At 70.7% G+C, this 23,643-nt stretch carries 21 protein-coding genes and 1 pseudogene; 8 read left to right on the forward strand and 14 right to left on the reverse strand.

The window, feature by feature from the left end:
* Positions 1-263 precede the first annotated feature (263 nt).
* From IE180_RS00915 to IE180_RS00965, 11 genes are all read right to left on the reverse strand, one after another.
* Positions 264-2,243, reverse strand: a complete 1,980-nt coding sequence (locus IE180_RS00915) for a YfjI family protein (RefSeq protein WP_190154791.1) — start codon at positions 2,241-2,243, stop codon at positions 264-266.
* A gap of 86 nt (positions 2,244-2,329) precedes the next feature.
* Positions 2,330-2,788, reverse strand: coding sequence for a hypothetical protein (locus IE180_RS00920; RefSeq protein ID WP_190154792.1), 459 nt, complete (start codon positions 2,786-2,788; stop codon positions 2,330-2,332).
* A gap of 3 nt (positions 2,789-2,791) precedes the next feature.
* Positions 2,792-3,400 (reverse strand): hypothetical protein, encoded by a 609-nt coding sequence (locus tag IE180_RS00925; protein ID WP_190154793.1) that lies wholly within the window; start codon positions 3,398-3,400, stop codon positions 2,792-2,794.
* Between the two features lie 15 nt (positions 3,401-3,415).
* Complete coding sequence (locus IE180_RS00930) at positions 3,416-3,610, reverse strand: hypothetical protein (RefSeq protein ID WP_033206753.1); 195 nt, start codon at positions 3,608-3,610, stop codon at positions 3,416-3,418.
* A gap of 23 nt (positions 3,611-3,633) precedes the next feature.
* Positions 3,634-3,885, reverse strand: a complete 252-nt coding sequence (locus tag IE180_RS00935; RefSeq protein ID WP_190154794.1) for a hypothetical protein — start codon at positions 3,883-3,885, stop codon at positions 3,634-3,636.
* 139 nt (positions 3,886-4,024) lie between these two features.
* Positions 4,025-6,250: a cell division protein FtsK gene (locus IE180_RS00940; protein ID WP_190154795.1), complete on the reverse strand. Its 2,226-nt coding sequence runs from the start codon at positions 6,248-6,250 to the stop codon at positions 4,025-4,027.
* Positions 6,251-6,326: 76 nt separating this feature from the next.
* Positions 6,327-6,659, reverse strand: a complete 333-nt coding sequence (locus IE180_RS00945; RefSeq protein ID WP_190154796.1) for a hypothetical protein — start codon at positions 6,657-6,659, stop codon at positions 6,327-6,329.
* Entirely contained in the window at positions 6,659-7,309 is a 651-nt protein-coding gene (locus IE180_RS00950) for a GGDEF domain-containing protein (RefSeq protein WP_190154797.1), read from the reverse strand. The genes IE180_RS00945 and IE180_RS00950 overlap by 1 nt, the downstream gene beginning before the upstream one ends.
* Positions 7,306-8,325: a DUF2637 domain-containing protein gene (locus tag IE180_RS00955; protein WP_229860230.1), complete on the reverse strand. Its 1,020-nt coding sequence runs from the start codon at positions 8,323-8,325 to the stop codon at positions 7,306-7,308. Before IE180_RS00955 ends, IE180_RS00950 begins: the two co-directional genes overlap by 4 nt.
* Entirely contained in the window at positions 8,322-8,513 is a 192-nt protein-coding gene (locus tag IE180_RS00960; protein ID WP_190154798.1) for a hypothetical protein, read from the reverse strand. Before IE180_RS00960 ends, IE180_RS00955 begins: the two co-directional genes overlap by 4 nt.
* Positions 8,510-8,803 (reverse strand): hypothetical protein, encoded by a 294-nt coding sequence (locus tag IE180_RS00965; RefSeq protein WP_190154799.1) that lies wholly within the window; start codon positions 8,801-8,803, stop codon positions 8,510-8,512. Before IE180_RS00965 ends, IE180_RS00960 begins: the two co-directional genes overlap by 4 nt.
* A 561-nt stretch (positions 8,804-9,364) precedes the next feature.
* Between IE180_RS00965 and IE180_RS00970 the strand changes: the two genes are divergently transcribed.
* Together IE180_RS00970 and IE180_RS00975 are read left to right on the forward strand one after the other, a co-directional pair.
* Positions 9,365-10,111, forward strand: coding sequence for a helix-turn-helix domain-containing protein (locus tag IE180_RS00970; RefSeq protein ID WP_190154800.1), 747 nt, complete (start codon positions 9,365-9,367; stop codon positions 10,109-10,111).
* Complete coding sequence (locus IE180_RS00975; protein WP_190154801.1) at positions 10,108-10,581, forward strand: NUDIX domain-containing protein; 474 nt, start codon at positions 10,108-10,110, stop codon at positions 10,579-10,581. The genes IE180_RS00970 and IE180_RS00975 overlap by 4 nt, the downstream gene beginning before the upstream one ends.
* Here IE180_RS00975 and IE180_RS00980 read toward each other — a convergent pair.
* Positions 10,574-11,137 (reverse strand): HD domain-containing protein, encoded by a 564-nt coding sequence (locus IE180_RS00980; protein ID WP_229860231.1) that lies wholly within the window; start codon positions 11,135-11,137, stop codon positions 10,574-10,576. The two genes, IE180_RS00975 and IE180_RS00980, sit on opposite strands and share 8 nt — an antisense overlap.
* A 28-nt stretch (positions 11,138-11,165) precedes the next feature.
* Entirely contained in the window at positions 11,166-11,603 is a 438-nt protein-coding gene (locus tag IE180_RS00985) for a GntR family transcriptional regulator (protein WP_190154802.1), read from the reverse strand.
* An 857-nt stretch (positions 11,604-12,460) separates the two neighbouring features.
* On the opposite strand from IE180_RS00985, the pseudogene IE180_RS36105 reads away from it, so the two are divergent.
* Both IE180_RS36105 and IE180_RS00990 read left to right on the forward strand, forming a co-directional pair.
* Positions 12,461-12,568, forward strand: a pseudogene (locus tag IE180_RS36105) (IS5/IS1182 family transposase); the annotation flags it as partial.
* Between the two features lie 952 nt (positions 12,569-13,520).
* Entirely contained in the window at positions 13,521-14,171 is a 651-nt protein-coding gene (locus tag IE180_RS00990; RefSeq protein ID WP_190154803.1) for a DCL family protein, read from the forward strand.
* A gap of 545 nt (positions 14,172-14,716) precedes the next feature.
* Here IE180_RS00990 and IE180_RS00995 read toward each other — a convergent pair.
* Positions 14,717-16,327 (reverse strand): M4 family metallopeptidase, encoded by a 1,611-nt coding sequence (locus IE180_RS00995; protein ID WP_373302629.1) that lies wholly within the window; start codon positions 16,325-16,327, stop codon positions 14,717-14,719.
* A gap of 1,225 nt (positions 16,328-17,552) precedes the next feature.
* On the opposite strand from IE180_RS00995, the gene IE180_RS01000 reads away from it, so the two are divergent.
* From IE180_RS01000 to IE180_RS01015, 4 genes are all read left to right on the forward strand, one after another.
* Positions 17,553-19,730 carry a PBS lyase gene (locus IE180_RS01000; RefSeq protein WP_190154805.1) on the forward strand — a complete coding sequence of 726 codons (2,178 nt, stop codon included), beginning with the start codon at positions 17,553-17,555 and terminating at the stop codon, positions 19,728-19,730.
* 328 nt (positions 19,731-20,058) lie between these two features.
* Positions 20,059-20,793 (forward strand): hypothetical protein, encoded by a 735-nt coding sequence (locus IE180_RS01005; RefSeq protein ID WP_190155188.1) that lies wholly within the window; start codon positions 20,059-20,061, stop codon positions 20,791-20,793.
* Entirely contained in the window at positions 20,790-22,133 is a 1,344-nt protein-coding gene (locus tag IE180_RS01010; protein ID WP_190154806.1) for an ATP-binding protein, read from the forward strand. The genes IE180_RS01005 and IE180_RS01010 overlap by 4 nt, the downstream gene beginning before the upstream one ends.
* A gap of 136 nt (positions 22,134-22,269) precedes the next feature.
* A complete protein-coding gene (locus IE180_RS01015) occupies positions 22,270-23,634 on the forward strand; it encodes an FtsW/RodA/SpoVE family cell cycle protein (RefSeq protein ID WP_190154807.1) in 1,365 nt (454 codons plus the stop codon).
* Positions 23,635-23,643 lie beyond the last annotated feature (9 nt).

Genomic DNA, 23,643 nt, shown 5'->3' on the forward strand with positions numbered 1-23,643 from the left:
CTGCGAATCCGGGACCTGACCTGCGGCGTTGGGGGTGCGTGGGTGGCTCCCGCAAAAATCGCGAGAATCGCCGCAGAAATGGACGGCTGCACCAAGGGCCGGGCGTCGCGAGACTGGCGACGGGATTTGTGCGGCGGTTTCGCAGATTTTTGCGGCTGCCGGGCCGACGGGCCGTTTCCGCAGGTGGGCACGACCGCCCGGGGGTTTCTGCGAATTCTGCGGTTTGTGCGGCGGGGGTCCCATGCGAAGGCAGGTGGGGAGGCTCACGTCTTGGGCTCACGGACGCTCGGGTGAATCAGGTACCGGGGCGCCGGCGGGCGACCCCGTTTGCCGGTGCGGGGCGGGGTCTCGCTACGGAGGTAACCGTGCTCCTCCAAGACGGCAACGGCGGGCTCCAGTTCGGCGATGGTGGGGAACTCGGAACGGGAGAGCTTGGCGAAGAGGTCCCGGCGGCTGACGCTCTCCCAGCCGTTGTCCTCCAGGACGGACAGCAAGCTACGGGCGCGAGCCAGGGTGGCGTCGGCGCCCATGAGGTCGAAGACGGTCAGGGCGTGGGCGGTGAAGTAGTCGGCCAGTTCAATCGCCGCGCCCATCGTGGCGGCACTGATCGGGGTATTGGTACCGCCGTCGATGTGCTCGGCGAGGTGGAGCAGACCGGCGATACGAACCGCAGCACCCACGAGCTTCCCGGCCCACTTCCCGATGTGCCCGAGACGCCCGCCCTTAGTGCGGAGCTGCGGCTCCAGGTGCTCGCCGTACGCCTTCAGGGCGACATCGGCTTCAGGGCTCACCTGCACCACGAGGGGATCGGTCCAGTCCGCGAGCTTGAGCGTGAGAGCGAAGACGTTCCGCTCGTACGTCGCACCAACGGCGGGCGGGATGGGGTCCGGGTCGATCTTCCGGTAGCCGACCAGGGATTCCGGCAGGCAGTAGAGGAAGCGGGCGAGCAGACCGCGGCCGTCGAAGCCGCGGTTCTTGCCGATGTCCTCCAGGACGCTGGGCTGGACGGCGAGCCCCATGGTGAGCGCGGGGGCCTCGATGAACTCCTGTCGGGTCCGGCGGTCGACGCGCAGCCGATCGCCGGCATGGCCCTTGAGGAAGACCTCCATGTTGGGCACACCGGAGTACCGCCCGGCGATGATGTCGAAGATGCCGCCCTCGGCGGACATGACCGCGAGCCGGCCGCCCTGCTCGGCGAGCAGGGTGGTGACGGTCTCGGGGGTGGCGTCGTCGGCGAGGAGTCGCGGGCGCGGCGGCACGGTCAGGGACTCGGCGGTCTGGGCGAGGCCGATCGCCTCGGCCACCAGGTTGTCCCGCTCGGGGCCCTCGGCCTTGGCGGCTTGAGCGGCGGCCTTGTCGGCGGCCTCGCGCGCCATGCGGGCGGTGACCTCGGCCTCCACGATGGTGAGGTTGGAACCCTCCACGAGCGTGTTCTCCGCCTCGTAGAGCGGGGCGGTCATGGCGGCGAAGACGGCGGACTTCCGGTTGGCCGGGCCGAGGGCGACGACGACGAAGAGGTTCGTGGGTTCGCGCCACCGCCCACGTACCTGGACGACGGCCCGGCCGCCGGCCGCGGTCGCGAGGACGGAGAGCGCGAGGGCGCCCGCGAGGTCCACCGGGGTCTGGGTCTCCTCGGCGAGCGCGACGACGAAGTCCGAGACCCAGTCGGGGAGGGCGTGGACGGGGAACGGCGGCAGCTTCGGCTGCCGGTCCAGCGGGATCGGCTCCGGCCATGCGGCCGGGATGGTCGCGGCGCCGAGCGCGAGGGCCTCGCGGAGGTCGTCCTCGGTGGCCTCGGCCGACATGCCGGCCTGGACGATGCGGGTGCCGACCTCGATGCTCCGGCGGCGCCGGGCGAGGTCGTGGACGATCTCGGCGTAGTAGGTCGCGTTGGCCGTGGAGGGCACGGCCTGGATGAGGGTGTGGAGGTAGGGCCGGCCGCCCACGCGGACGAGTTCGCCGGTCTGCTCCAGGTGGTGCCCGAGGGTGATCGGGTCGACGGGCTGTCCCTGGGCGTGCAGGGCGAGGATCGCGCGGTGGATCGTCTCGTGGGCGGGCACGTAGTGGTCGGCCGGGTCCATCGAGCCGTTCACGTCGCCGATGACGCCGGGCGCGAGCATGAGCGCGCCGACGACGGCCTGTTCGGCTTCCCGGTCGTGCGGTGCCATCCGCTCCGTGCCGTCGGGCACGCTGTGCAGCGGCACCACGGGGGCGTACTGCCCATGGGCGGGCTCAGGTGTCATGCTGGGGTTTCTCCTGTTTCTGTCGAAGGGACGGAGAGCCGGGGCGGTCGCGGTCTTGTGGTGAGAGGCGACCGCCCCGGGCACAGCTACTTCTGCTTGAGCCACCGCTCGTACTGCTGGCGGACGTAGGCGCGGGGGTCGCAGATGACCGCGGTGTCGTCGGTGTCCATGAGCCGACGGGCCGCCTCGGTGGCCATCTCCGCCGCGTCGCTGCGTACGCGCTCGCTCTCGTCGCCCAGCGCGATGCGGTCCAGGAGCGCGGCCTTACGGAGCCAGAACTCGCGGCCGAGGCCCTTGCCGAACGGCTTGTCGGCCGCGGTGCCGGCGGTCCAACCGACCTCACTGATGATGCTCGGGGCGAGCGCGTAGGCCTCCTCGGGCGTCGGCCACCGCTCGGCCCGGAGGTCGGCGGTGAGGTAGAGGCGCTCGCGCTTGCCGTCGCGGGTGGCGTACTGGCGTACGGCGCCGGTGGTGAAGGCGCCGCCGAGCGCGGCGGTCACCTGGTCGGTGTCGTCGGGGTCGCAGATGACGCGGATCTCGAACATGGGTCAGTGCTCCTTGTTGGTCTCGGTGGCGGGGAGTTCGGGCAGTCCGGCGCGGGTGAGGGTCTGCGGGTCGAAGCCAGGCAGGGCCGCGCGCGTGAGCAGGGCGGTGGCGAGCTGCTCGGCGTAGAGGGCGCCGGTGCGGGCGGCCTCGATCTGGGCTCCGGCGCGCAGGGCTTCCACGCGCTCGATGTGGGCGTGGTCCTCGCGCCGCTCGACGGTGCGGCGCTCGTAGGCGGTGGTCTCGCGGCGGGCGGTGCGCCAGTAGCGGGCGGCGAGGCCGTAGGCGACGGCGGTGGCGAGCACCCACAGCAGGAGCGGAAGGGACAGTCCGTCGGCGTACCCGGCGACCCCGGCGAAGGCGAGGCCGCCCGAGGTCGCGAACGCGGTTCCGGCGAGGGTGCTGTCTCCGCGGTGTCCGGCCGCGGCGAAGGCGCCGGCCGTGGCGGCTCCGGCGGCGAGGACGACCATCAGGATGGCGTTGCCGACGGAGTGTTCGGCGCCGTTGGCGTTCCAGATCCGGCCCAGGACCAGGACCGTGGACGTGGCGAGGGCGGGGGCCACCTTCGGCGTGGCCGTGATGAGCCAGTGCGGGGCGGTGATCGGTTCGTTCATCGCGGGCTCCTTCGGCTAGTTGGCGAGGTCGGAGAGGGCCGTGGCGGAGGACTGGACGAGGTTGGCGATCGGCTCGTACGCGCCGGTCCCGGCGGCGAAGAACCCGAAGAGGAAGAGCACGATGGCGGCGCCGGCGCCGGAGGACTTGCTCTTGACGGCGAAGGCAGACGCGGCGCCGAAGAGCAGGACGGCGGAGATCTCGAAGTTCATGTCAGGCTCCTGTCGTTGCGAGGTCAGCGGGTGCCGTCGCGGTGGACGCGAGCGGCGATGTTGAACAGGTGGCGGCCGACGCGGATGCGGATGCCGTGGCCCTTGCAGCGGCGGCAGGTCTTGCCGCGCTTGGGCTTGCCCTTGCGGTCCGTCGTGAGAGCGAAGCCGAGTCCGTTGCACTTGCGGCAGTTGCCGAACGGCAAGGCCGCACACAGGGAGATGTAACCGAGCGTGACGGCGAGTAGGAGTGCGCTAGCGGCGAGAAAGGGGGTCATCGTGGGCCTCTCCGGCGGTTTTCGGGGTATGCGCAGGTCAGCCCGCTAGGAACTAGCGCGCTGATCAGATGCGGTATGGGGTGCTAGCGGTGCCGCTAGACCTAGCGGGGCTTGCTGCTAGGTCTAGCGGCGATCCATGTCAGCTCGCGTCCCGGCTTCCGTCACGGTCCGTGATGGCATCGGAGATGCGGGAGCGCTCGATGCCGCGCCGGTTGGCGCCCTTGCCGCTCTCGGTCTTGCCCCACACCTGGGTGGTGGAGATGCCGTGCGGCTTGAGGGCGGCGGCCAGCCCCTCGGGGTCCCAGCCGCCGTAGACATCGGGGCGCAGCTCGGCGAGCCGGGCCACGACGACTTCGGACCAGACCTTGGGCTCCTCGGCGGGAACGACGGCGAGGATGTCGCGCAGCAGGTCGTACGCGCTGGTCTCGGCGGTCTCGAACGACTCCCCCAGCGCGTGGCCGGAGAGAGTGTCGGCCTGTTCGCGGAGCTTGCGTGCCCGCAGGCCGATGGTCTCGGCGGTGGGGGCGTCGACATAGACGGAGGAGACGATCCGGGCGTCCGCTCCTTCGCCGACGAAGTAGTGGATGCCCTTGTCCTTCCAGGAGAACATCGTGGCCCGCACGCCTCGCTTGTAGGAGGACGTGCCGAGGACCATGTCGTTCTCCAGCTGGCCCATGACCTTCAGGCAGAACCGGGCCGAGGCGTTCGCGCTAATGCCGGTCGGCAGGGCCTTGGCGTCGGGGCGCTGGGTGGCGAGCAGCAGCACGATGCCGGTGGCGGGGCCGCGCTTGACCAGGTCGGTGCAGATCTCCTCGAACTCCGCCCCGTGCTTGGGGTGCTCGAACCACACCTGGCACTCGTCCACGCCGACGACGATCGGGTGGAGCCCCAGGTTCTTCATGTTCGCCAGCTCGCTGGTGACCTTCGACTCCGGGCAGATGTCCCGGGGCAGGGAGCGGATCATCTTCGCCCGGCGCCGCAGCTCGTCCCGCAGTTCCCGCAGGTCAGCGAGGGCGTACTCGATGTCCTCGTCGTCGTCCCCGGCGCGGTGGCGGTGCGAGACGCGCTCGCCCACCGGGTCGAGGTCGCCGGTGCCCTTGAGGTCGTACGTGTGCAGCTCGGCCCGCGGGTCAAGGGCGGCGATCAGGAGCAGCAGCCGCAGGAGGAACGTCTTGCCCATGCGGGGGATCGCGCCGATGACGGCCGCGATGTACATGAGCGTCATCTCCACCCAGCGACCGCGCTGGTCGGTTCCGAAGGCAACCGGCTTGAACAGGTCCGTGGCCCCGCTCTTGAGCAGCGGCCACACCGGCTTCCGCGCAGTCGACATGTCCTGGTCGCCGACCCACAGCACCAGGTGCCCGGTGTGCTCCTCCGGCACCGCCTCGGGCCACACGCAGCCCAGCGGGCGGCGCAGACCGGACGCGAGCTTGTCGCGACGCTCGATCACGTCCGTGACGGTCACGCCGTACGGGAGGTCCCCCTCCGCACGCCAGCCGGGCCCGTCGCGGGTGATCGGGGCAGTGAACGTGAACCCGTCCCGGCCCTTGCCCTGCGCCTGGTTGATCGCCGGGATGCCCAGCGCCCCCAGCGCACGCAGGACGATGTCGCTGGTGAGCTTGGGCGCCTTGGTGACCTCCACCGCCCGGTTGATGACCGGAGCGTCGGCCTGGCCGCCGGCCGACCCGAGGGCGAGCAGCAGCGCGCCGACCGAGACGACCTGGAGCCAGCCGGGAGCGAGGACGTAGAGGGCGAGCGCGGTGCCCATGCCGACGAGTGCGGCGAGGGTGGCGACCAGGGTCCGCAGCCGGACCCGGCCGTCGCGCTGTCGGGACAGCTTCAGGTACTCCGCCGCATCCTCGCGCCGGACGGCGGCGAGTCGGACGGGCTCGCCCTCGCGGTCGGCGACCCAGCGCATCGTGCCGCCGACGAACTTCGCGGCCCCACGCGGGGCCTGGAGGGCGAGGCGCCCGGCGTAGACCGGGGAGCGGAGCGCGTGGTACCCGGCGAGGTGGGTGTAGTGGCTGGCGACCCAGCGGGCGGCGGTCTTGAGTTCGGCCGACGACCGCAGCCACGCCGGGACGATCCGTCGCCGCTTCGCGCCCGCGAGTCGGCCGAGGTATCCGGGCCCGACGAGCGCCGGACCGTCGACCAACCGGCGGGCCGACGCGTCGCCCGACTCGTCGGCCGACTCGTGCGTGTGGGAGTCGGGCGACGCGTCGGCGGTGGAGTTGGCCGACTCGGTCCGGGCGGATCGGGCCTTGTCGAGGTCGACCACGTCGGCCCCGGAGTCGGGCGACCCGGTGGCGGCCATGTCGGCTTCGAGTCGGTCGAAGAAGTCGTTCTCGTCGTCGGGGTGCTTCACTGAGACTCTTCCTTCTCTCGGGAGGGATGGCGGGGTCCGGCCGCTGCTTTGGTCGGTCGTGACCGGACCCCGTGGCTCACAGGTCGAACAGGCCGCCCTGGTCATCGCCGGGCGCCGCAGCGGCGCGCTGGGCGGCCCGGCGCGCGGCGGTGAAGCAGGACGGGCACCAGGCGCGCAGCTCGCTCGCGGGCAGAGCCGCGGCGGCGAGCTCGGTGGTGAGCGGATCGGCTGCGGCGGCCATGAGGCGGACCGGGCCGCTGTGCTTGCCCGCGTGGCGGCCGTGCTCGCGGGTGCAGCGCCCCTCGCCCTTCGTGTGGGGCTGTCCGCACGCGCCGGCGCACTGACAGCGGTGCTGTGCGGCCTCCATCACGGTGTGGAAGAGGTCGGCGGCGGCGAGCGGGCCCGGCATCACGCCGCCACCCCCACAGCCGGTGCCCCGGCCGGAGCTCCTCGGCGTCCGGACCGGCGGCCGGTGACCGCCGAGAGCAGCCGACCCAGCCGGGCCCCCTTGATCCCGGCGCGGCTCTGCTTGGCCGCGTACATGGCCTCATCGGCCTGGCCGAGGAGCGCAGAGAGGTCCTCGCCGGGGAAGTCGGCGGCGCGGACCCAGCCGAGGGACACCGTGGTGGCCACGTGCGGGTTGGCCTTGTCGGCGGGGCGGGCCAGTACCCCGTGAAGGACGGCGAGGAGGTCCGCGACCGTGCCGTCGACGTCCAGGACGACGGCCGCGAACTCGTCGCCGCCGAGGCGCCCGACGACACCGTTCGGGCCGACGTAGTGGGCGAGCCGGTCGGCGGTGGCCTTCAAGAGGGCATCGCCGGCCGCGTGACCGTGGCGGTCGTTGATCTGCTTGAAGTGGTCGACGTCCGCGAGGACGACCACCGCCCTGTCGTCGCGCAGGAGCGCGGCGGCCCGGCGGGTGAAGCCCTCGCGGGTCCGCAGCCCGGTCAGCGGATCGCGGCGGGCGGTGCGGAGCCGACGACGCAGCCACAGCACATGGCCGGACCATCCGGCCGCGAGCGGGCCGGTCGCGGCGAGGATCGTGGCGAGCGTGTTCATGCGGCGACCTCCTCGGCCGTCTCGGCGGACTCGTCCGTGTCGCTGCCGTCGTTCGTCTCGACGGAATGGAGATCCGGGCGACTGGCCCGCTCGGCGAGCAACTCGTCACGCAGTACGCGAGAGTTGGCTGCCGAACAGTGCAGTGCGGTCCGGATCGCCTCGGCGTTGATCCCTGCCAACGGCCAGTCGGCGGTCAGCTCGCGGGCCTCGGCCAGCAGCTCCTCCGCCGAACGCGGCGGCTTCGCGCCCTTGGGCTTCTGGCGGGCGGTGCGCTTGCGCGGCTTCCGCTCGTCCGGCTCCTCGGCCGGCGGCGGCACGGGGGGCACGGCGGGCTCCTGCTCCTCCACAGCCCCGTCGGGGGCAAGCTCCCCGAGCCTCAGGAGGACACGCTCGCGGCGCGGGGTCTTCGACCGCCACCGCCATCCGTAGGTCTCGCGCAGGTCGGCGCGGGCGAGCTGCCGCTCCTTCTCACGGGAGAGCGCATCGGCGTAGGAGGTGATCTCCCACAGCGTCATCCGGCGCCACAGCGAGAAGGTGGAGGGGAAGGCCAGCAACCACCGCGAGGCCCGGATCTTGTCCATCCGACGGCCGGTCGCGGCCCCGATCCGTACGGCGTAGATGTGGGCGCCGATCTCGGAGAACACCACCCACAGCAGCGGCATCGTGCCGTGGGCGAGCTTGGCCCACATGCCGTGCCCGGCGGCCACGTTCAGGCCGCAGGTGATCAGGGTCAGGACCCAGGGCACGAACCGCACCCACGCGAGGGCCATGTCCATCCGGATCAGCAGAAGGTTGGCCACCGTGAACACCGGAATGGCCACGTCGATGCCGACCGGCAGCATCCACGGCTCGCCGAAGCCCCACCGCAGCGCGGCAGCCGACACAGCGTCGAAGGAGGAGATGAGCCCGAGGGCTCCGACGCCGGCGGCGGCGAGCGCGCCGACACCAGCAAGGCCCATCTCCGGACGTGTCAGCGGCGGCACCGCCGACCGCTCGTTGGTGATCGCGGTCGTCATCGCGCACCGCCGAAGAGCTTCCGGTTCCGAACCGCCCAGCCGATGTGCTGGACGAGGAACCCGAGAACCGCCGCGGCGAACAGCCACGCCTGATGGACCGCAACAGCGCCCGCGGCACTGCCCACCACGATCAGCGAGCCGAGCCAGACGAGAACCAGCTCCGAGCCCCAGGGCACCCGCGCGCTCATGCCGCCGCCCCCTTCCGGGAACGGGAGCGGCGGACCGCCGGCCGTACCAGCGGGAGGACGTTGAACAGCTCCGGCGCGAACGCCTCGATCGCCTCGGCGGCGACCCGGCTCACCTCGTCCGGCAGGTTCGGGTTGTCCGCGAGGATGTCCCGCGCCGCGTCCAGACGCGCCGCGCGCTCCTCCTCGCTCTCGCCCTCCACCCCGAGCCACAGTTCCACCGGGGTGCCGAGGGCGAGTTCCACGAAGTCGTTGGCGCTGACGGCCTGATGGCCGCCGATGTACGTACGCATGGCTGATCGCTCCTGCTTCTGTCGAAGGGACACCGGTGCGGCCTCGGTCCGTGGTGAGAGGCAGCCGCTCCAGTGCGGTGGGGTCGGAATGCTCCGGCTCCCCTCGGCCTCGCCCGTACGGCACCCCATGCGGGGCCCGGACAGGCGAGGGAGGCAACCGGCCGCGGCTGAAACCGCGGAGGGATGGGGTGGCGCTGTTCTTCACGCGGAGTCCGCGTGGCCGCCTACTTGGCCGAGGAGAGGCGGCGTGATCCCCATTCAGTTGTCAAGGAACGAGCACTTCCTTCGAGCCCTCTCGGACCCTCCGGGCGCACGTCAGTGCAGTTCAGGACGGCAGTAACCGTCCCTCGCTCCGCATGAGATACATGCTTGAACGTGTATCTCACGATGGAGCGTCCGATTGCGGCTGTCAAGTCGTTCGTTGCTATCGGGCCCTCCTGGGGCGTGACATCAGAGTGGCCCGACGCCTCGGGACGAAGTCACCACGTCCCTGGACGACTTGGGACGTCCTCGATAGCGTTCGGAGAGTCGAGTACGTCCCTGGACGTCCCTGGGGGTGGGATGGCGAACGAGCGGTTAAGGTCGGCGATGCTGACTCGCGGCATCACGGTCGATGCCATGGCGGAACACACAGGTGTGGACCCCAAGACGGTGGAGCGGTGGATCTCCCAAGGGCGGTCCCCGTACCGACGCCATCGCCTCGCAATAGCGGCTTATCTACGTGAGGACGAGGCGTACCTTTGGCCGAACGGCCTCCCCGACGGTCAACGCAAAGACGCAGCTGACGCCGAGGTTCTCAAGGTCTACCCGCATCGCTCGTACGTTCCGCCGGAGCTGTGGTTGGAGTTGTTCGGCCGGGCCGAGCGCGAGATAGGCGTGCTCGTCCACGCCGGCGTGTTCCTCGCCGAGAATCCACGATGGTCCCAGTTGCTCCGCCTGAAGGCGGCTTCCGGCGTCCGCGCACGCATCCTGCTGGGCGATCCCGATAGCCCCGAGATCCAGCGTCGGGGCGAAGAAGAGGAGATCGGGGAGGGCGTCGCCTACAAGGTCCGCGAGGTGATGAAACTCTACCGTCCGCTCTACTCAGTACCTGAGATCGAGTTCCGAATGCATCGGTCAACGCTTCACAACTCCCTGTACCGCGCGGACGATGAGTGGCTCGTCAACACTCAGGTCTACGGCGTCAGCGCACCCCTGGCCCCTGTTCTGCATCTGCGCCGTGTGGCCGGGGCTGAACTGGTCTCGACGTACCAACAGAGCTTCGAGAAGGTGTGGGAAGAAGCCGTCCCCATCGAAAGGACCTCATGAGTCGCCGCACCGACTACTTCAATGACCCTGCTGCCCCGAAGGCGAACAGCATCGTCCCGGCAGTGACAGCCTTCGTAGTGAACGACGCGGGCGAGGTCCTCCTCGAACGTCGCTCCGATAACGGGCGTTGGGGCATGCCGGGTGGCGTCCAAGAGATCGGCGAGAACATCGCCGGGACGGTCGTGCGCGAGGTCCTGGAGGAAACAGGGATCCAGGTGGAGGTGGTCGGCCTGGTCGGCATCTTCACCGATCCAGGCCATGTCATCGCCTTCACAGACGGGGAGGTCCGTCAGGAGTTCTCGCTCTGCTTCCGGGCCCGCCCGGTCGGGGGTGAGATCACGGTGAGCTCGGAGTCCTTCGAGGTCCGGTGGGTTCCACGGTCAGAACTGGATGCCCTCGATGTCTCTCCGACCACGCGCCGGCGCCTGGAGGAAGGCTTCCGAAATGTGCCGATCCCCGTGATTAGCTGAGCCGCGCCGCTGCGGCCTCGGCCTTCCGGTCTCGCACGCGTGCGACCCTCTCCAACAGTTCTGGCCGGGCCGCCGAGACTGCTCGGAAGACGACGTGCTCCGGCCCGTAGCGCTCCAGCACCTCCGCAAGCCTGTGGGCCGGGTCAACCAGTTCACCGACCGGACTGCTGGTCAGATCGCAGTACGTGATCGCGTCCACCAGCTCAGGTTCGGCAGGGCCGAACTCGGCAAGCGCCTCATCGAGCCCCAGCTCCGATGCCTCCCATGGCGAGGAGGTATGGAAGGCGACGATGCTGCAGAGCCGCGGATCGGCTCCAATCACATCGCGCAAATACCGGGCGCCATCGATCATGTGCTGCCCGGTGTCCACAGCCGACCTGGCGTATCCGACGTCGTGCGTAATGGCTGCAGCAGCCAAAAGCTCGGCGTCAGCCCCAAGAGCAGGCGCCAGTGAGAGTGCTTGGTCGTAGACGCGCCGAGAGTGGGCCCACCGCTGAGGCAGATTCTCGGCGAGCAACGACTCTGCGAGGTCGTAGGCCCACTTGCTCAACTGCATATCGAGTGCCTCCGAAGAATGTGTGCGCTCAGGAAGGTGAGCTGACGAACCGCCCTACGCCGTGCCGAGCTTCAACATGCCCAGAAGTCTCCAGTTCACGGACCGCGCGGCGGACGGTCCCACGAGCGACCCCGTACTGACCGGCCAACTGCGCTTCGCTCGGCAGTTGGGCGCCGACCGGAAGGGCACCGCTTCGGATCTGCTCCAGCAAGTCGTTCACGATCCGCTCGTACGGCGCGACATCGACACCGCCGGCCACTGTGCGCCCAACCCCAGCAACAGCCTTAACGTCTCCGGCCTCTTCGAGAGCCCGCAGCGCTCGCCGCACAGTCGTCCGCGCCACGCTGAACTCCTGCCCGATCGCAGCTTCGGAGGGCAAGCCACCTTCATAGACACCAGCGACGATCCGCTCCCTCAACGCCTGAGCGATCACCTGGTATGTCCCGCGTGGGTTGGTGCCCGGCACGCACTCCTCCTTGACCACGATCGCGTCCTAGCTTCGCTGACTACCTGGGCCTCACAGCGACGGTCGAGGTCAGCTGTATCTCGCCCTCCCCTGCCCCGACCAGCAAGCCACAGCCAAGGATGCCAGTTCAAGACCCTCTCGCCACCTTGAGATCTTTCAGCAGTGGGTCAGAGTCACACAGACTCGAAGATCTTTACGGGACAGGGGTTATTCGACATGCACGCCTCGCAAAAGTAGGCCGGGGGCGGAAACATCATGCGTCCCAGGAAGCAAGGCTTGAGCCATGATCCCACTAGCCACCCTCCCCTCTTCCTCTCCAGGCACTTCTTGCGTCTCTGCAGTTACCCAAACATTCCGGCCACTCACCAAAGGCATGGGCCCTCCGATTAGACGTACACCATCCGGCAAGGCAACCTCAGGCTCAGTCATCCAAATCTGAGCCATTGTAATTTGGTCCCATCTATCCTCGACAGCAATATGCACATCATTGGAATCGATAGGAGCAGGCATTAGCGCCCCTCGGAATACGGCAACCACGAAAGCGAGACGCCGGCCATCCTCCCATGCAGTGGGTGAAAATTTCCACGGTGCACGGTCCACCCCTGAGGGCCATACAGGGTTTTCACTCTTAAGGTGTTCAGAAGTCACAGCTATTCGCCAGGCGACTTCACCGTGGAGCGAAGCCTTCCAAATACCCCCCAGGGATGCGAAGGTGATGTACGTATCTTCCCTACTCGTCCACACGCGAAGGGAACCGCTCGTCAGCCCTCGATTCCCCCCATCTCGAATAGTGAAGGCGAATCTAACTTTCTTTTTTTTCGACACACTTCACCCCGCGACATTATTCCCATCCACCGCTCTCCGGCCGCTGCCCGCTCCACCGCCGCCATGAACGCAAGCCGGAACACTTCCTGGCATTCGCGGCCACCACCAGCCTCATCAACTACCGACGACTCACCAAGTAAAGCGAGGCCTTAATGTCCGCTTTTGCACTTCGGGGCACCTTCCTGTGCAGTCGCACTCTGAGGCGCATGAAATCGGAACAGCTCCGTCCGCTCGTCCTGCGGGACGCCCTCCGGCCACCGGATAACGAGTGAGCCGTCTCTTTTATCATCTCTTCTCACCCATCGGAGGCCTTGGACTGGGTCCAAATCCAAAACTTCCCCAGCCTGGACGTGAGTCCAGAAACTACGAAGGGCCAGCTCTGATCGTGCCGTCACCTTGCTGTTCATACGCTGACGCAGAAAGGCCCGAAGGCCCATCATCGAATGGTCTTTACTGATTGCACCCTTGGCCGGATGAGTTGCGAGGTCCCACGGAAGTATTGGCGTGACATTCCGGTATTCCTGCCTGGCATATCTACCCATAGCATTGAAACGCTTTGTAACGGCTTGCCGACTGACGCCGAACTGGGCGCCGATTTCCGCATGGGTGAAACCCGCCGCTTCAAGCTTCAGGAGCTCGGAATCTTCGGGGAGCTTAGGCGGTCTCATTTCCCATTCCTTTAAGGCTCAAGCCTGTTCGGCGGTTCAAGGTGCGGACCCCTCCAGCGGGTAGGGGCGCGGGAGTTTGAGGCATGCTACCGGCCCCACCTGCTACCTCACACCAACTTTTGAGGCACTTGTGATCTAGGTCTCAGTTAGCTTCCGATGCGTCCCGGAGGAGACGGCAGGACACGTACATACCTAGAACTCTTTTCCTTTGACGGGTTTGCTCGCCACGCCCAGCGCAACGAGCAAACCCGTCAAAGGAAACGAGTTCTAAAGCCGCCTCCCTGGCAGCCGCTCCCAACTCCGGACGTTCAGCTTCAGGTAGGAAGCGGGGCTTGAAATCGCTCACGCTCGCCTACTTCCGCAACGCAGGATGGCGACGACGATCAAGCGACCAGGGGAGGGTCTTGTGCCGAGGGGCATCTGGGTGGGAGACACGCACTTCCGGACGAAGGAAGCGGTTCGGGACCGCTGCCGCGCGATCCGAGACCGCTACTTGGGTCAGGCGCAAGTCGCTGGAGAGGACGATGATCAGTTCCTTCGTGACCTGCTGACCCTCCACCCCGACTACGAGTTCAAGAAGGGTCACGGCATCACTGGGTTCACAGTGATTCGCAACGACGAGCATGGCACGTACGGCTTCGCCGTGATGCGCGTGGACGGAACCGCCATCGACTTCTCCTGGAACACCTGCCTGAAGGCCCCCACCCAGCGGCAGAAGGTCCTGGGTTGCTTACGGCGGGCGGTAAAGGACCAGGTGATCGCTCACCGAGACGCCGCGTTCATGGCAGGTCCTGTTACTTGTGCGATCTCCGGCATGCCGATCGCCTCCAAGCACGATTCGCACGTCGACCACTACAAGCCGACGTTCGTCCAGATCGCCGAAGACTTCATCGCATCCCATGGTGGCCCTGACGCCTTCCGTGTGTCGGACGACATCCCGGATGGGTTCTCCCATGCCGAGCTCGCCGACAAGGAGTTGGAAGCGATCTGGCAGGAGCACCACCGGGCGGTCGCCACACTCCGAGTCGTCACTAAAGTCGCCAACCTGAGCCGGCGCAGGGACGACAGCAGCTGAGCGTCTCGGTTCGACAGCCCCCTCCGTGGTACATCCACAGCGCTCCTCGGTCGCCCCTCCGAGTGAGTGGCGAGTGAGGTCGTCCTGTCCGCCGCCCAGAAGGCAGAAATGTGCAGGTCATAGCGGCTATCCGGCGCCACTGAACCATGCCCTCCGGAGCCGTGTGCGCAGGTTCGAATCCTGCCGGGGGCACTTCGCAGGAAGTGCCAAGAGACCCCGTGGTCAGCGGAAACGCTGGACGCGGGGTCTTGTTGCATGTGCGGGTGCGTGCCGGGACGAGCGGTCGCGTGACGGGGCCGCTGCCCGTTCGCGGTGGGATCCCGGGGCGTCGGCGCGAGGCGGCCGGAGGGACGGCCAAGGGCCCCGGTGGGTCCAGGGGGTTGTGGGGGTCGGTGGGTCGCCCTCTGGTTCTCGTCCCGGCGCCTTGTTCCCGTCGCTCCGTTCCGGCTCGTGGGGGAGCACGGCTCGCGGGGCGGGGTGACGGGCGGAGGGCCCCGTCCCGGCGGGTGTGCCGGGGCGGGGCCCTCCGTCTGTGTCAGGTGGGGTTACTTGACGTTGATCGCGGACCAGGCGGAGGCGACCGCGTTGTACTGGGTGCTGCTGGCGCCGTAGAGGTCGGCGGCGGCCGAGAGGGTGGCCGTGCGGGCGCCCGCGTAGCCGGTGGTGGAGGTCATGTAGGTGGAGAGGGCCTTGTACCAGATCTTGTACGCGGCCTGGCGGCCGATGCCCGTGACCGTGGAGCCGTCGTAGGTCGGCGAGCTGTAGGTGACGCCGTTGATGGTCTTCGTGCCGCTGCCCTCGGAGAGCAGGTAGAAGAAGTGGTTGGCCGGGCCCGAGGAGTAGTGGACGTTCAGGCGGCCGACCGACTTCGACCAGTAGTCGGCGGAGCTGCCGTCCTTGCTGGGCTTGTCCATGTAACGGAGCGGCGTGCCGTTGCCGTTGATGTCGATCTTCTCGCCGATGAGGTAGTCGCCCGCGTCGGAGGAGTTGTTGGCGTACCACTCGACCGAGGTGCCGAGGATGTCGGAGGTCGCCTCGTTCAGGCCGCCGGACTCGCCGCTGTAGCGGAGGTTGGCGGTGGAGGAGGTCAGGCCGTGGGACATCTCGTGGCCGGCCACGTCGAGGGACGTGAGCGGGTGGGTGTTGTTGATGCCGTCGCCGTAGGTCATGCAGAAGCAGGAGTCGTCCCAGAACGCGTTGACGTACGCGCTGCCGTAGTGGACGCGGGAGTAGGCGGCGACGCCGTCGCCGCGGATGCCGAGGCGGCCGAGCTCGTTCTTGTAGAAGTCCCAGGTCACCGCCGCGCCGTAGTGGGCGTCCGCGGCGGCCGTCTCGCGGTTGCTCGCGAGGCCGTTGCCCCAGGTGTCCGTGGAGTTGGTGAAGAGCGTGCCCTGGCCGGACGTGGCGCCCTTCAGGTCGTACGTCTTGTGGCCGCCGCGCGTGGCGTCGGTGAGGGTGTACGAGCCCGAGGTGCCGAGGGTGACCTGGCCGGCGTACATGGTGTTGCCGACGCCGGTCTCGATCGTCTCGGTGGAGAACAGCTCCTTGCCCGTGGTGGCGTCGGTGATGACCTGGCGGCGGCTCGGCGTGCCGTCCTTCTGGACGCCGGTGACGTAGGTCTCCCAGGCGAGGACCGGCTTGCCGGTGGCCGCCCAGATCACCTTGCGGGCGGAGGCGACGGCCTCGTTCGTGTTGGCGGCGGAGGCGAGGGCGGCCTTGTCGGCGGCGGCGCGCTCGACGGCGGGCGTCGTGCTGGCCACGGATATGCGGGCCGAGGTCGCCTTGGTGGTGGAGCGGGCGCCCGACTTCTTCTGGTGGACGACCAGGTCGCCACCGAGGACCGGGAGACCCTCGTAGGTGCGCTCGTAGCGCGTGTGCACGGTGCCGTCCGCGTCCTTGATGACGTCCCGGACGACCAGCTTCTCCTGGGCCTGCAGGCCGATGGCCCGGGCGGTGGCGGCCGCCTCGCCCTGCGCCTCGTGGATGGCGGCGGCGCGCTGGGCGCCGGCCGGCTGGACCGCCACGGCGTCGGCGGTGCGCTGGGCGTCGGCGTTGGCGGAGCCGGTCTGGACGCCGACGACGACCATGGCGGCCGATGCGATCAGCGCGGCGGCTCGGGCGGTGGTACGGCGGGACGAAGACTGCTGGCGGGTCACGCGGGCTCCTTCGCTGAAAAGCGTGGGGATCGTGGGGGTGGGTGGTGCGGCTGTGAGCGTGCCAGCGAAGTCGTCTGTTTGACAGGTCTGCAACAAGAATTTGACCATGTGTTGCCCGAAGGTCGGTGAACTCTGTTCGTTATGCGGGGAGTTCAGGGCTCATCGCGCCTCCCTCTGCCCAGATTCGGGCAGCACACAGCCCCCGGAAGGGGCGCCGGGGGGCTTGGGGCCCCCTGGGGTGTTTGGGATCCTGCGTGTACTTCTGGGGCTGTTGAGTCGAGTGGCGGGACCGCCTGCGGGCGGGCCCGCCCATGGGCGCGGTCGCCCGTGGGTGCGGTCGCTCTCGGCCGTGGCGCTTCCGGCGGCGACACCGTCGGGCTCGCACGCCTTGGCGCCGCCCTCCGGGCAGGCCTTCGTCGGCCACCGTCAGAACTTCGCCACCGCGACCGCCGCCGCCCCCTCCCGGGACCCCGACGAGCCCGCTCCGCCCGCCGGTCCCATGGGCGACATCGCGCCACGTCTGGGGCGGTACGGGAGGCTCATGGCACCGCTCCTCGCACCCGGGCGGGCCGGAGCCGTCCCGTGCCCCAGGGCCGGGGACGGGTGAGGGTGCGAGGTCCCGGCCGGTGAAGGCGGTGGGCGGGGTGGGCACGGTGGGCGGGGCGCGGCTCCGGGGCGTGGGGGTGTCGCGGGGGAAGGTAGGGGGGCGAGCCGTCGCTCCAGTGGGTGCCGGCCGCGGCGGACGGAGGGGATCGCGCGGGGCTTCCTCCGGGAGCCGTGGGCCGCTTGACGTCGAAGGCGTCGTCGTCAAGCGGCCCGCCTCGCCCGGCCCGGCGATCTCCGCCTCGCCCCGGCCGTCCTCCGCGCAGTCCCGCGAGGCCGGGGAGCCCGCGGCGGGCGGTACGAGACGGCCGCGCTCGTCCGCGTCCGGGCGGAGGGAGGGGCGGACGGGGAAAGGGGGCGGAGGGAGGGGTGCGGGGGGAAGGGGACGGAGGGAAGGCACAGGGGGTGGGGCCCGCTCGACGGCCCCGTCCCCCTCGTACGGCACCGGCGTGTCGTACGGGCGGGCACCGACCGCAACTGCCTTGCTCCGCACCGTACATGGCGCAAAGAGACCGCAACGGGCCCTCCCCGCAAGGCCGGTGTCGCCGGTTCGGCTTCGTTGTCCCTCCTGTGGTGCACACTTGCTGCCTGGCACAGCGCTCACGGGGAAGGCGGCCTGGCAATGCTGACGGGGATCGAGGAGGTCGACTGGGCCTCTTTGGGGCACGCGTACGGCCCCGCGGACGACGTGCCGGAGTTGCTCCGCGGACTCGCCTCCGCCGACCCCGCGGAGCGGGAGACCGCCCTCGACGGCATGTACGGCGCGGTGCACCACCAGGGCGACGTGTACGACTCGACGCTCGCCTGCATCCCCTTCCTCCTCGAACTCGTCGCCGACCCCTCCGTCCAGGACCGGGGGTGCATCGTCGAGCTGCTCACCAGCATCGGCGGGATCGAACTCGACGACGACGAGGAACTGGACGAACTCTGCTCCGAAGAAGAGGAGTTCATCCCCGCCGCCAACTACGCGATGGCCGCCGCCGCCATCGCCGCCGGGGCCGACGTCTTCCTCGGTCTCGTCTCGGACCCCGACCCCGAGGTGCGGCTCGCCGCCCCGTGCGCGCTCGCCTCGCTGCACCCCGAGCCCGCCCGGGTGCTGTCCCTGCTGCGGGAGCGGCTCACCGTCGAGCGCGACACCGAGGTGCGGCTCGCGCTGGTGGCCGCCGTCGGGCGGATCGCCCTGCGGCACGCCTCGCTGCGCGCCGAGACCGTCGACTGGCTCGACTGGCTCGCCCGCGCCGCGCAGGACCCCGGGCTGCGGCTCGCGGCCCTCGCGCAGCGGGCGCGCTGCGCGCCCGGCGACATCCCGGACGACGTGGTGCCGTGGGTGACGGGACTCCTGGAGGAGATCCGGACCTCGGTGAACCGGTCGGCCGCCCCCGGCACCGAGCGGGCCGCGGCGCCGACCCTCATCGGGCAGGTCCGCGAGCTCCTGGAGGAGCACGCCGCGGGGCGGCCCGCCCCGTGGACCGAGGAGCTGCTGCGGACCCTGCACGCGGCGCTCGACGACCGGGTCGACGACCGGATCGCGCTGATCCTCGCCCAGCTGCGCAGCCCCGACTGGGGGCAGCGCTCGGACGCGATCTGGCTGTGCGGCGGTTTGATACGGCTCTGGCGCGGGCGGTACGAGGAGGTCGTCCGGCTCGTCGGCGCCCAGCTCCAGGACCCCGAGCCCCGGCTCCGGGAGGCGGCCACGTCCTTCCTGGAGCGGCTCTTCGAGCTCGGCGCGCCCGCCGCCGACGCACTCGCCTCCCGTCTCGCCGCGGGACCGGGCACCACGGGACCGGATGCCACGGGACCGGGCACCACGGGGCCGGATGCCACGGGGCCGGGCGTCACGCGACCGGCCGGGTCCGCGCACGCCACCGGCCAGAGCCCCTTCGTCGGGCGGTCCGGGCGGGACGGGGCGCTGCTCGCGCTGGCCCGCGCCGGGGACACCCGGGCGGTGCCGCTGCTCGCCCGCGCCCTGGAGGAGGCCGAGGTGCGGCGCGAGCTGCTGTACGCCGTGGACGGGCTCGGCCCCTCCGCGGCGATGCTCGCCCCGCTGCTCCGGCGCCGGCTCGCCGAGGTCGAGTTCGACGAGCGGCTGTACGACCGGGCGGCGCCGCTGCTGTACGCCCTGGCGGCCGTGCGGGGCTCCCAGGCCCTGCCCGAGGTGCTGCGGATGCTGCGGGAAGCGCCGGCGAACCGGCGCGACTGGGTGCGGGAGGCCGCCCTGCGGACCCTGGCCGCCTTCGGGCCCGCCGCCCGGGAGGCCGTTCCGGACGTGCGAAGACTCCTGGCCGCCGAGTCGGCCTCCGTGGCCACTGCGGCGGCGCGGGCGCTGTGGGCGGCCGAGGGGGACCGAGGAGACGTGGTGCCGGCACTGGAGCGGTGGCTGCGGCCGGGCACGCCGGACGCGGACTGGTGCGCCGCCGCGCAGGTCCTCGGCGAGATCGGCCCGGCGGCCGCCTCGGCGGCCCCGGCCCTGCGGCCCGGTCTGGCCTCGCGGGACCTGTGGGTGCGGGTCCGCGGCGCGGCGGCGCTGTGGCGGGTCTCCGGCGAGGCGTCGGCGTCGCTCCCGGTGCTGCTCGCGGCCTGGGAGGAGAACCGGCACGCGCGCGTGGACATCGCGGAGTGTCTGGCGGAGATGGGCCCGGCGGCCTCGCAGGCGCAGCTGGTCGTCCTCACCGAGCTGACCCGAAGGCGCCGCCACAATGCGCGCGAGGGCAGCTCCGGCAGCCATGACATCCACCTCGACGAGAAGCTGCTGACCCTGTGCCGGGCGGCGCTGGCCCGGATGGAGCGGGGGGCGTTCTAGGGCCGCCCGCCGGGGCGCTCGACGGGCCCCGGCGGACCAGCCGGAGGATCACCGGAAGGACCACCCGGAGGACCCCTCGCCGAAGGCGGTCCGATGGTGAGACAAAAAGGACTTCACTCCGCATAAGGTCTACGGGGAGCCCCATCCCCCACCGACCCGACCGAGGAGCAGCGTGAGACCGCGCGGAGCGCGCCGTGGGAGACCACGCGGACGGCAGCGGACGGGACCGCGCGGCGCCCGGAGCGCGGCGGGAGCCCGGAACGCCGCCGGCGCCCGGAGCGTCACCGGCGCCCGGAACGCCACGGGCCTCCGGTGCGCCGCCGGCTTCCTGTGCGCCCTCGGTCTCGGCCTCGCGCTCGCCGGCTGCGGTGGCGGCGAGGGCGGGCTCGAGAGCGCCGGGCCCACGCCCACGGCCGTGGGGCCCGTCCGGCTCTGGCCCGATCTGCCGCCCGCCACGAATCCGCCGATCGACTACGGCGAGTCCGACATCCAGCGCGTCCCCGGCATGGAAGTCCCCGACAACGACGTCCACTCCGTCGACCCGGTGGCGGTCGTCCGCGCCGAGGTCCGCGCCCGCCCCGACGCGCGCACCGGCGCGGACGGCCTGTACGAGCAGACCGCCCGGGCGATCGAGGCCTGCGGCGCGGCACCGGCCGCCTGTCCGGTCCTGCGGCCGTACTACCGCGACCTCACCGGCAACGGCCGGGACGAGCTGATCGTCGGGATCCGGATGCCGGACCAGCAGGTCGGAGTGCGGGTCTACGTCGCCGAGAACGGCGGTCTGACCCGGATCATGTCCACCGTCGACCAGGTCATCAGCGTGGAGCTGGCGGGCCGGGACCTGATCATGCGGGTCGGCTCGGCCGGCATTCCCGGGTACGAGTACCGGACCGCCTGGTCCTGGGACGAGCAGCAGGGCAGCATGCTGCCCACCCGGGACGAGATCGTCCGGGTGAAGCCCTCCGACGCCGGGCCCTCCATGGTGCCCGCGCCCCACCTGGTGGGCCCGACGCCGACGCCCACGGGCAGACCCGTTCCCCTCCCGCCGGAGGCGACGCCATGAGGGCGCCCCGGCGGCCCGCCTGGACCGCGACCCTCACCTGGAAGGCCGCGGTCTTCATCGTGGTCATGTCCTGCGCCCTCGCCGCCCTGCTCGGCGTCCTCGTCCACGTCTCGGTGGCCGGCCAGACCGTGAACGACTCCCGGGAGAAGGCCCTGGCGCGGCTCACCGACGTCAGCGGTCTCTACGAGGCGGGCGAGCCGCTCCCCCGGTTCGCGGGCGTCGACCCGCCCGGCCTCCCGGCCCCGCTGCGGGCGCTCGCCGCGCGCGGGGAACGCGGCACGATGGTCGCGGAGCACGGGGGCCGGCCGACGATGTGGGCCGCGGGCCCGGCGGACGGCCCCGCGACAAGCCCGGCCGACGGCCCGGCGGACCGCCCCGGAGCAGGCCCCGCGGGCGGCCGCGCCCTCGCCGTACGCCTCGACTACACCCAGAGCGCCGAGACGATCGACGCCCTCGACCGCTCGATCCTCGGCTCCTCCGTCCTGGCCATCGGGGCGACCCTGCTCGTCGGCGCCTTCGCCGTCACCCGGGTCACCCGCCGCCTGCACCTCACCGCGCAGGTGGCCCGCCGGATCAGCGCCGGCGACCTCGACGCGCGCGTGGACGATCCCCGCACGAAGGACCCGACCCGGCCCCAGGACGAGGTGGCCACCGTCTCCGGGGCGCTCGACACCATGGCCTCCTCGCTCCAGCGCAAGCTGCAGAGCGAGCAGCGGTTCACCGCCGACGTGGCGCACGAGCTGCGGACCCCGCTGACCGGGCTCTCGGCCGCGGCCGAGCTGCTGCCGGAGGGCCGGCCCTCGGAGCTCGTGCGGGACCGGGTGCGGGCGATGCGGGGTCTCACCGAGGACCTCCTGGAGATCTCGCGGCTCGACGCCCGTACCGAGACCGTGGACCTGGCGGTGCACGAGCTCGCCCCGCTCGCCGAACGGGTGGTGCGCGCCTCGGGCACGGACACGGAGGTGCGGGTGGTCCGGGACGCCACGGTGGAGACGGACCGGCGGCGGGTCGAGCGGGTGCTCGGCAACCTGGTGGCCAACGCCCACAAGCACGGGGCGCCACCGGTGGTGGTGACGGTGGACGGCCCGGTGGTGTCCGTGCGGGACCACGGTCCGGGGTACCCGGCGTACCTGCTGGAGTCGGGGCCGCAGCGGTTCCGTACCGAGAGCGGGAGCAAGGGGCACGGCCTCGGGCTGACCATCGCGGTGGGGCAGGCGGAGGTGATCGGAGCCGAGCTGGTCTTCGCCGCCGCCCCGGACGGGGGCGCGGAGGCCCGGCTGCGACTGCCGGAGTACGTACGGTTCGACGAGCCCGAGCCCGCGTCCGGGTCCGAGGAGTGACGGCCGCCCGCACGCAAAGCCGACGCGCCTCCGCGCAGGGCCGACGCGCCTCCGTGCAGGGCCGACGCGCCCACACAAACACGGCACACCGTCACACAAAAGGGACATAGGGCATACCGCTTGCTACGTTGCGGCCATGACCGCACCACCGCCCGCCATCCGCGTCCCGAAGCGGCGCGGCGTGGAGCTGTCGCTCCTGATCGGCGCGGTCCTGATCGCCGTCCTGGGCTACGCCGAGGTCGGCCTCGTCCGCGGCGGCGCCGTGCCGCCCGACGCCGCCCGCTACGGGGCCGGGCTCGGGCTGCTCGCGCTCGTCGCCCATCTCGCGGTCCGCTTCCGCGCCCCGTACGCCGACCCCCTGCTGCTGCCGATCGCGGTCCTGCTCAACGGCCTCGGCCTGGTGCTGATCTACCGCCTCGACCTGGAGACGCCGAAGGACCAGGCGGCGACGACGCAGCTGGTCTGGTCGACGGTCGGGGTGGCGCTGTTCATCGTGGTCGTCCTGCTGCTGCGCGACCACCGGACGCTCCAGGGGTACGCGTACGTCTCGGTGGCCGCCGCGCTCGCCCTGATGATCCTGCCGATCTTCTTCCCCGCGGTGAACGGCGCCAAGATCTGGATCAGGCTCGGCGGCCTCTCCTTCCAGCCGGGCGAGTTCGCCAAGATCCTGCTCGCGGTCTTCTTCGCCGCGTACCTCGCCGCCAACCACAACGCGCTCGCGTACACCGGCCGCCGGATCTGGAAGTTCCAGTTCCCGACGGGCCGGGTCCTCGGGCCGATCGTGGCGATCTGGCTGCTCAGCGTCGGCGTCCTCGTCCTGGAACGGGACCTGGGGACCTCACTGCTCTTCTTCGGCCTCTTCGTGATCATGCTGTACGTGGCGACCGGCCGGACCGGCTGGATCGCGGTCGGCCTCGTCCTGGCCTCCGCCGGCGCCTTCTTCGTCGGCTCGCTCGAACCGCACGTCCACAGCAGGGTGCAGGACTGGCTCGACCCGTACGCCTCGATCCGCGCGGGCGAGGGACCGGGGCAGCTCGCCCAGTCGCTCTTCGCCTTCGCCGCGGGCGGGATGCTGGGCACCGGGCTCGGTCTCGGCCATTCCGTCCTCATCGGCTTCGCCACCAAGTCGGACTTCATCCTGGCGACGGCCGGCGAGGAACTGGGACTCGTCGGCCTCACCGCGCTCTTCCTGCTGTACGCGCTGCTCGTCGCCCGCGGCTACCGCGCCGGCCTCTCGCTGCGCGACCCCTTCGGGCGGCTGCTCGCGATCGGCCTCGCCTCGATCGTGGCGCTCCAGGTCTTCGTGATCGCGGGCGGGGTGATGGGGCTGATCCCGCTGACCGGCATGGCGATGCCGTTCCTGGCGCAGGGCGGTTCCTCGGTCGTCACCAACTGGGTGATCGTCGCGCTCCTCATCCGGGTCAGCGACTCGGCCCGCGCGCCCCGGCCCGACGCCGCCGACACCGGAGAACTCGCCAAGGTCGGGGAGGCCGCGCGGTGAAGGACTCCA

The organism is Streptomyces litmocidini (genome assembly GCF_014649755.1).
In the GTDB taxonomy this organism is placed as follows: domain Bacteria; phylum Actinomycetota; class Actinomycetes; order Streptomycetales; family Streptomycetaceae; genus Streptomyces; species Streptomyces litmocidini.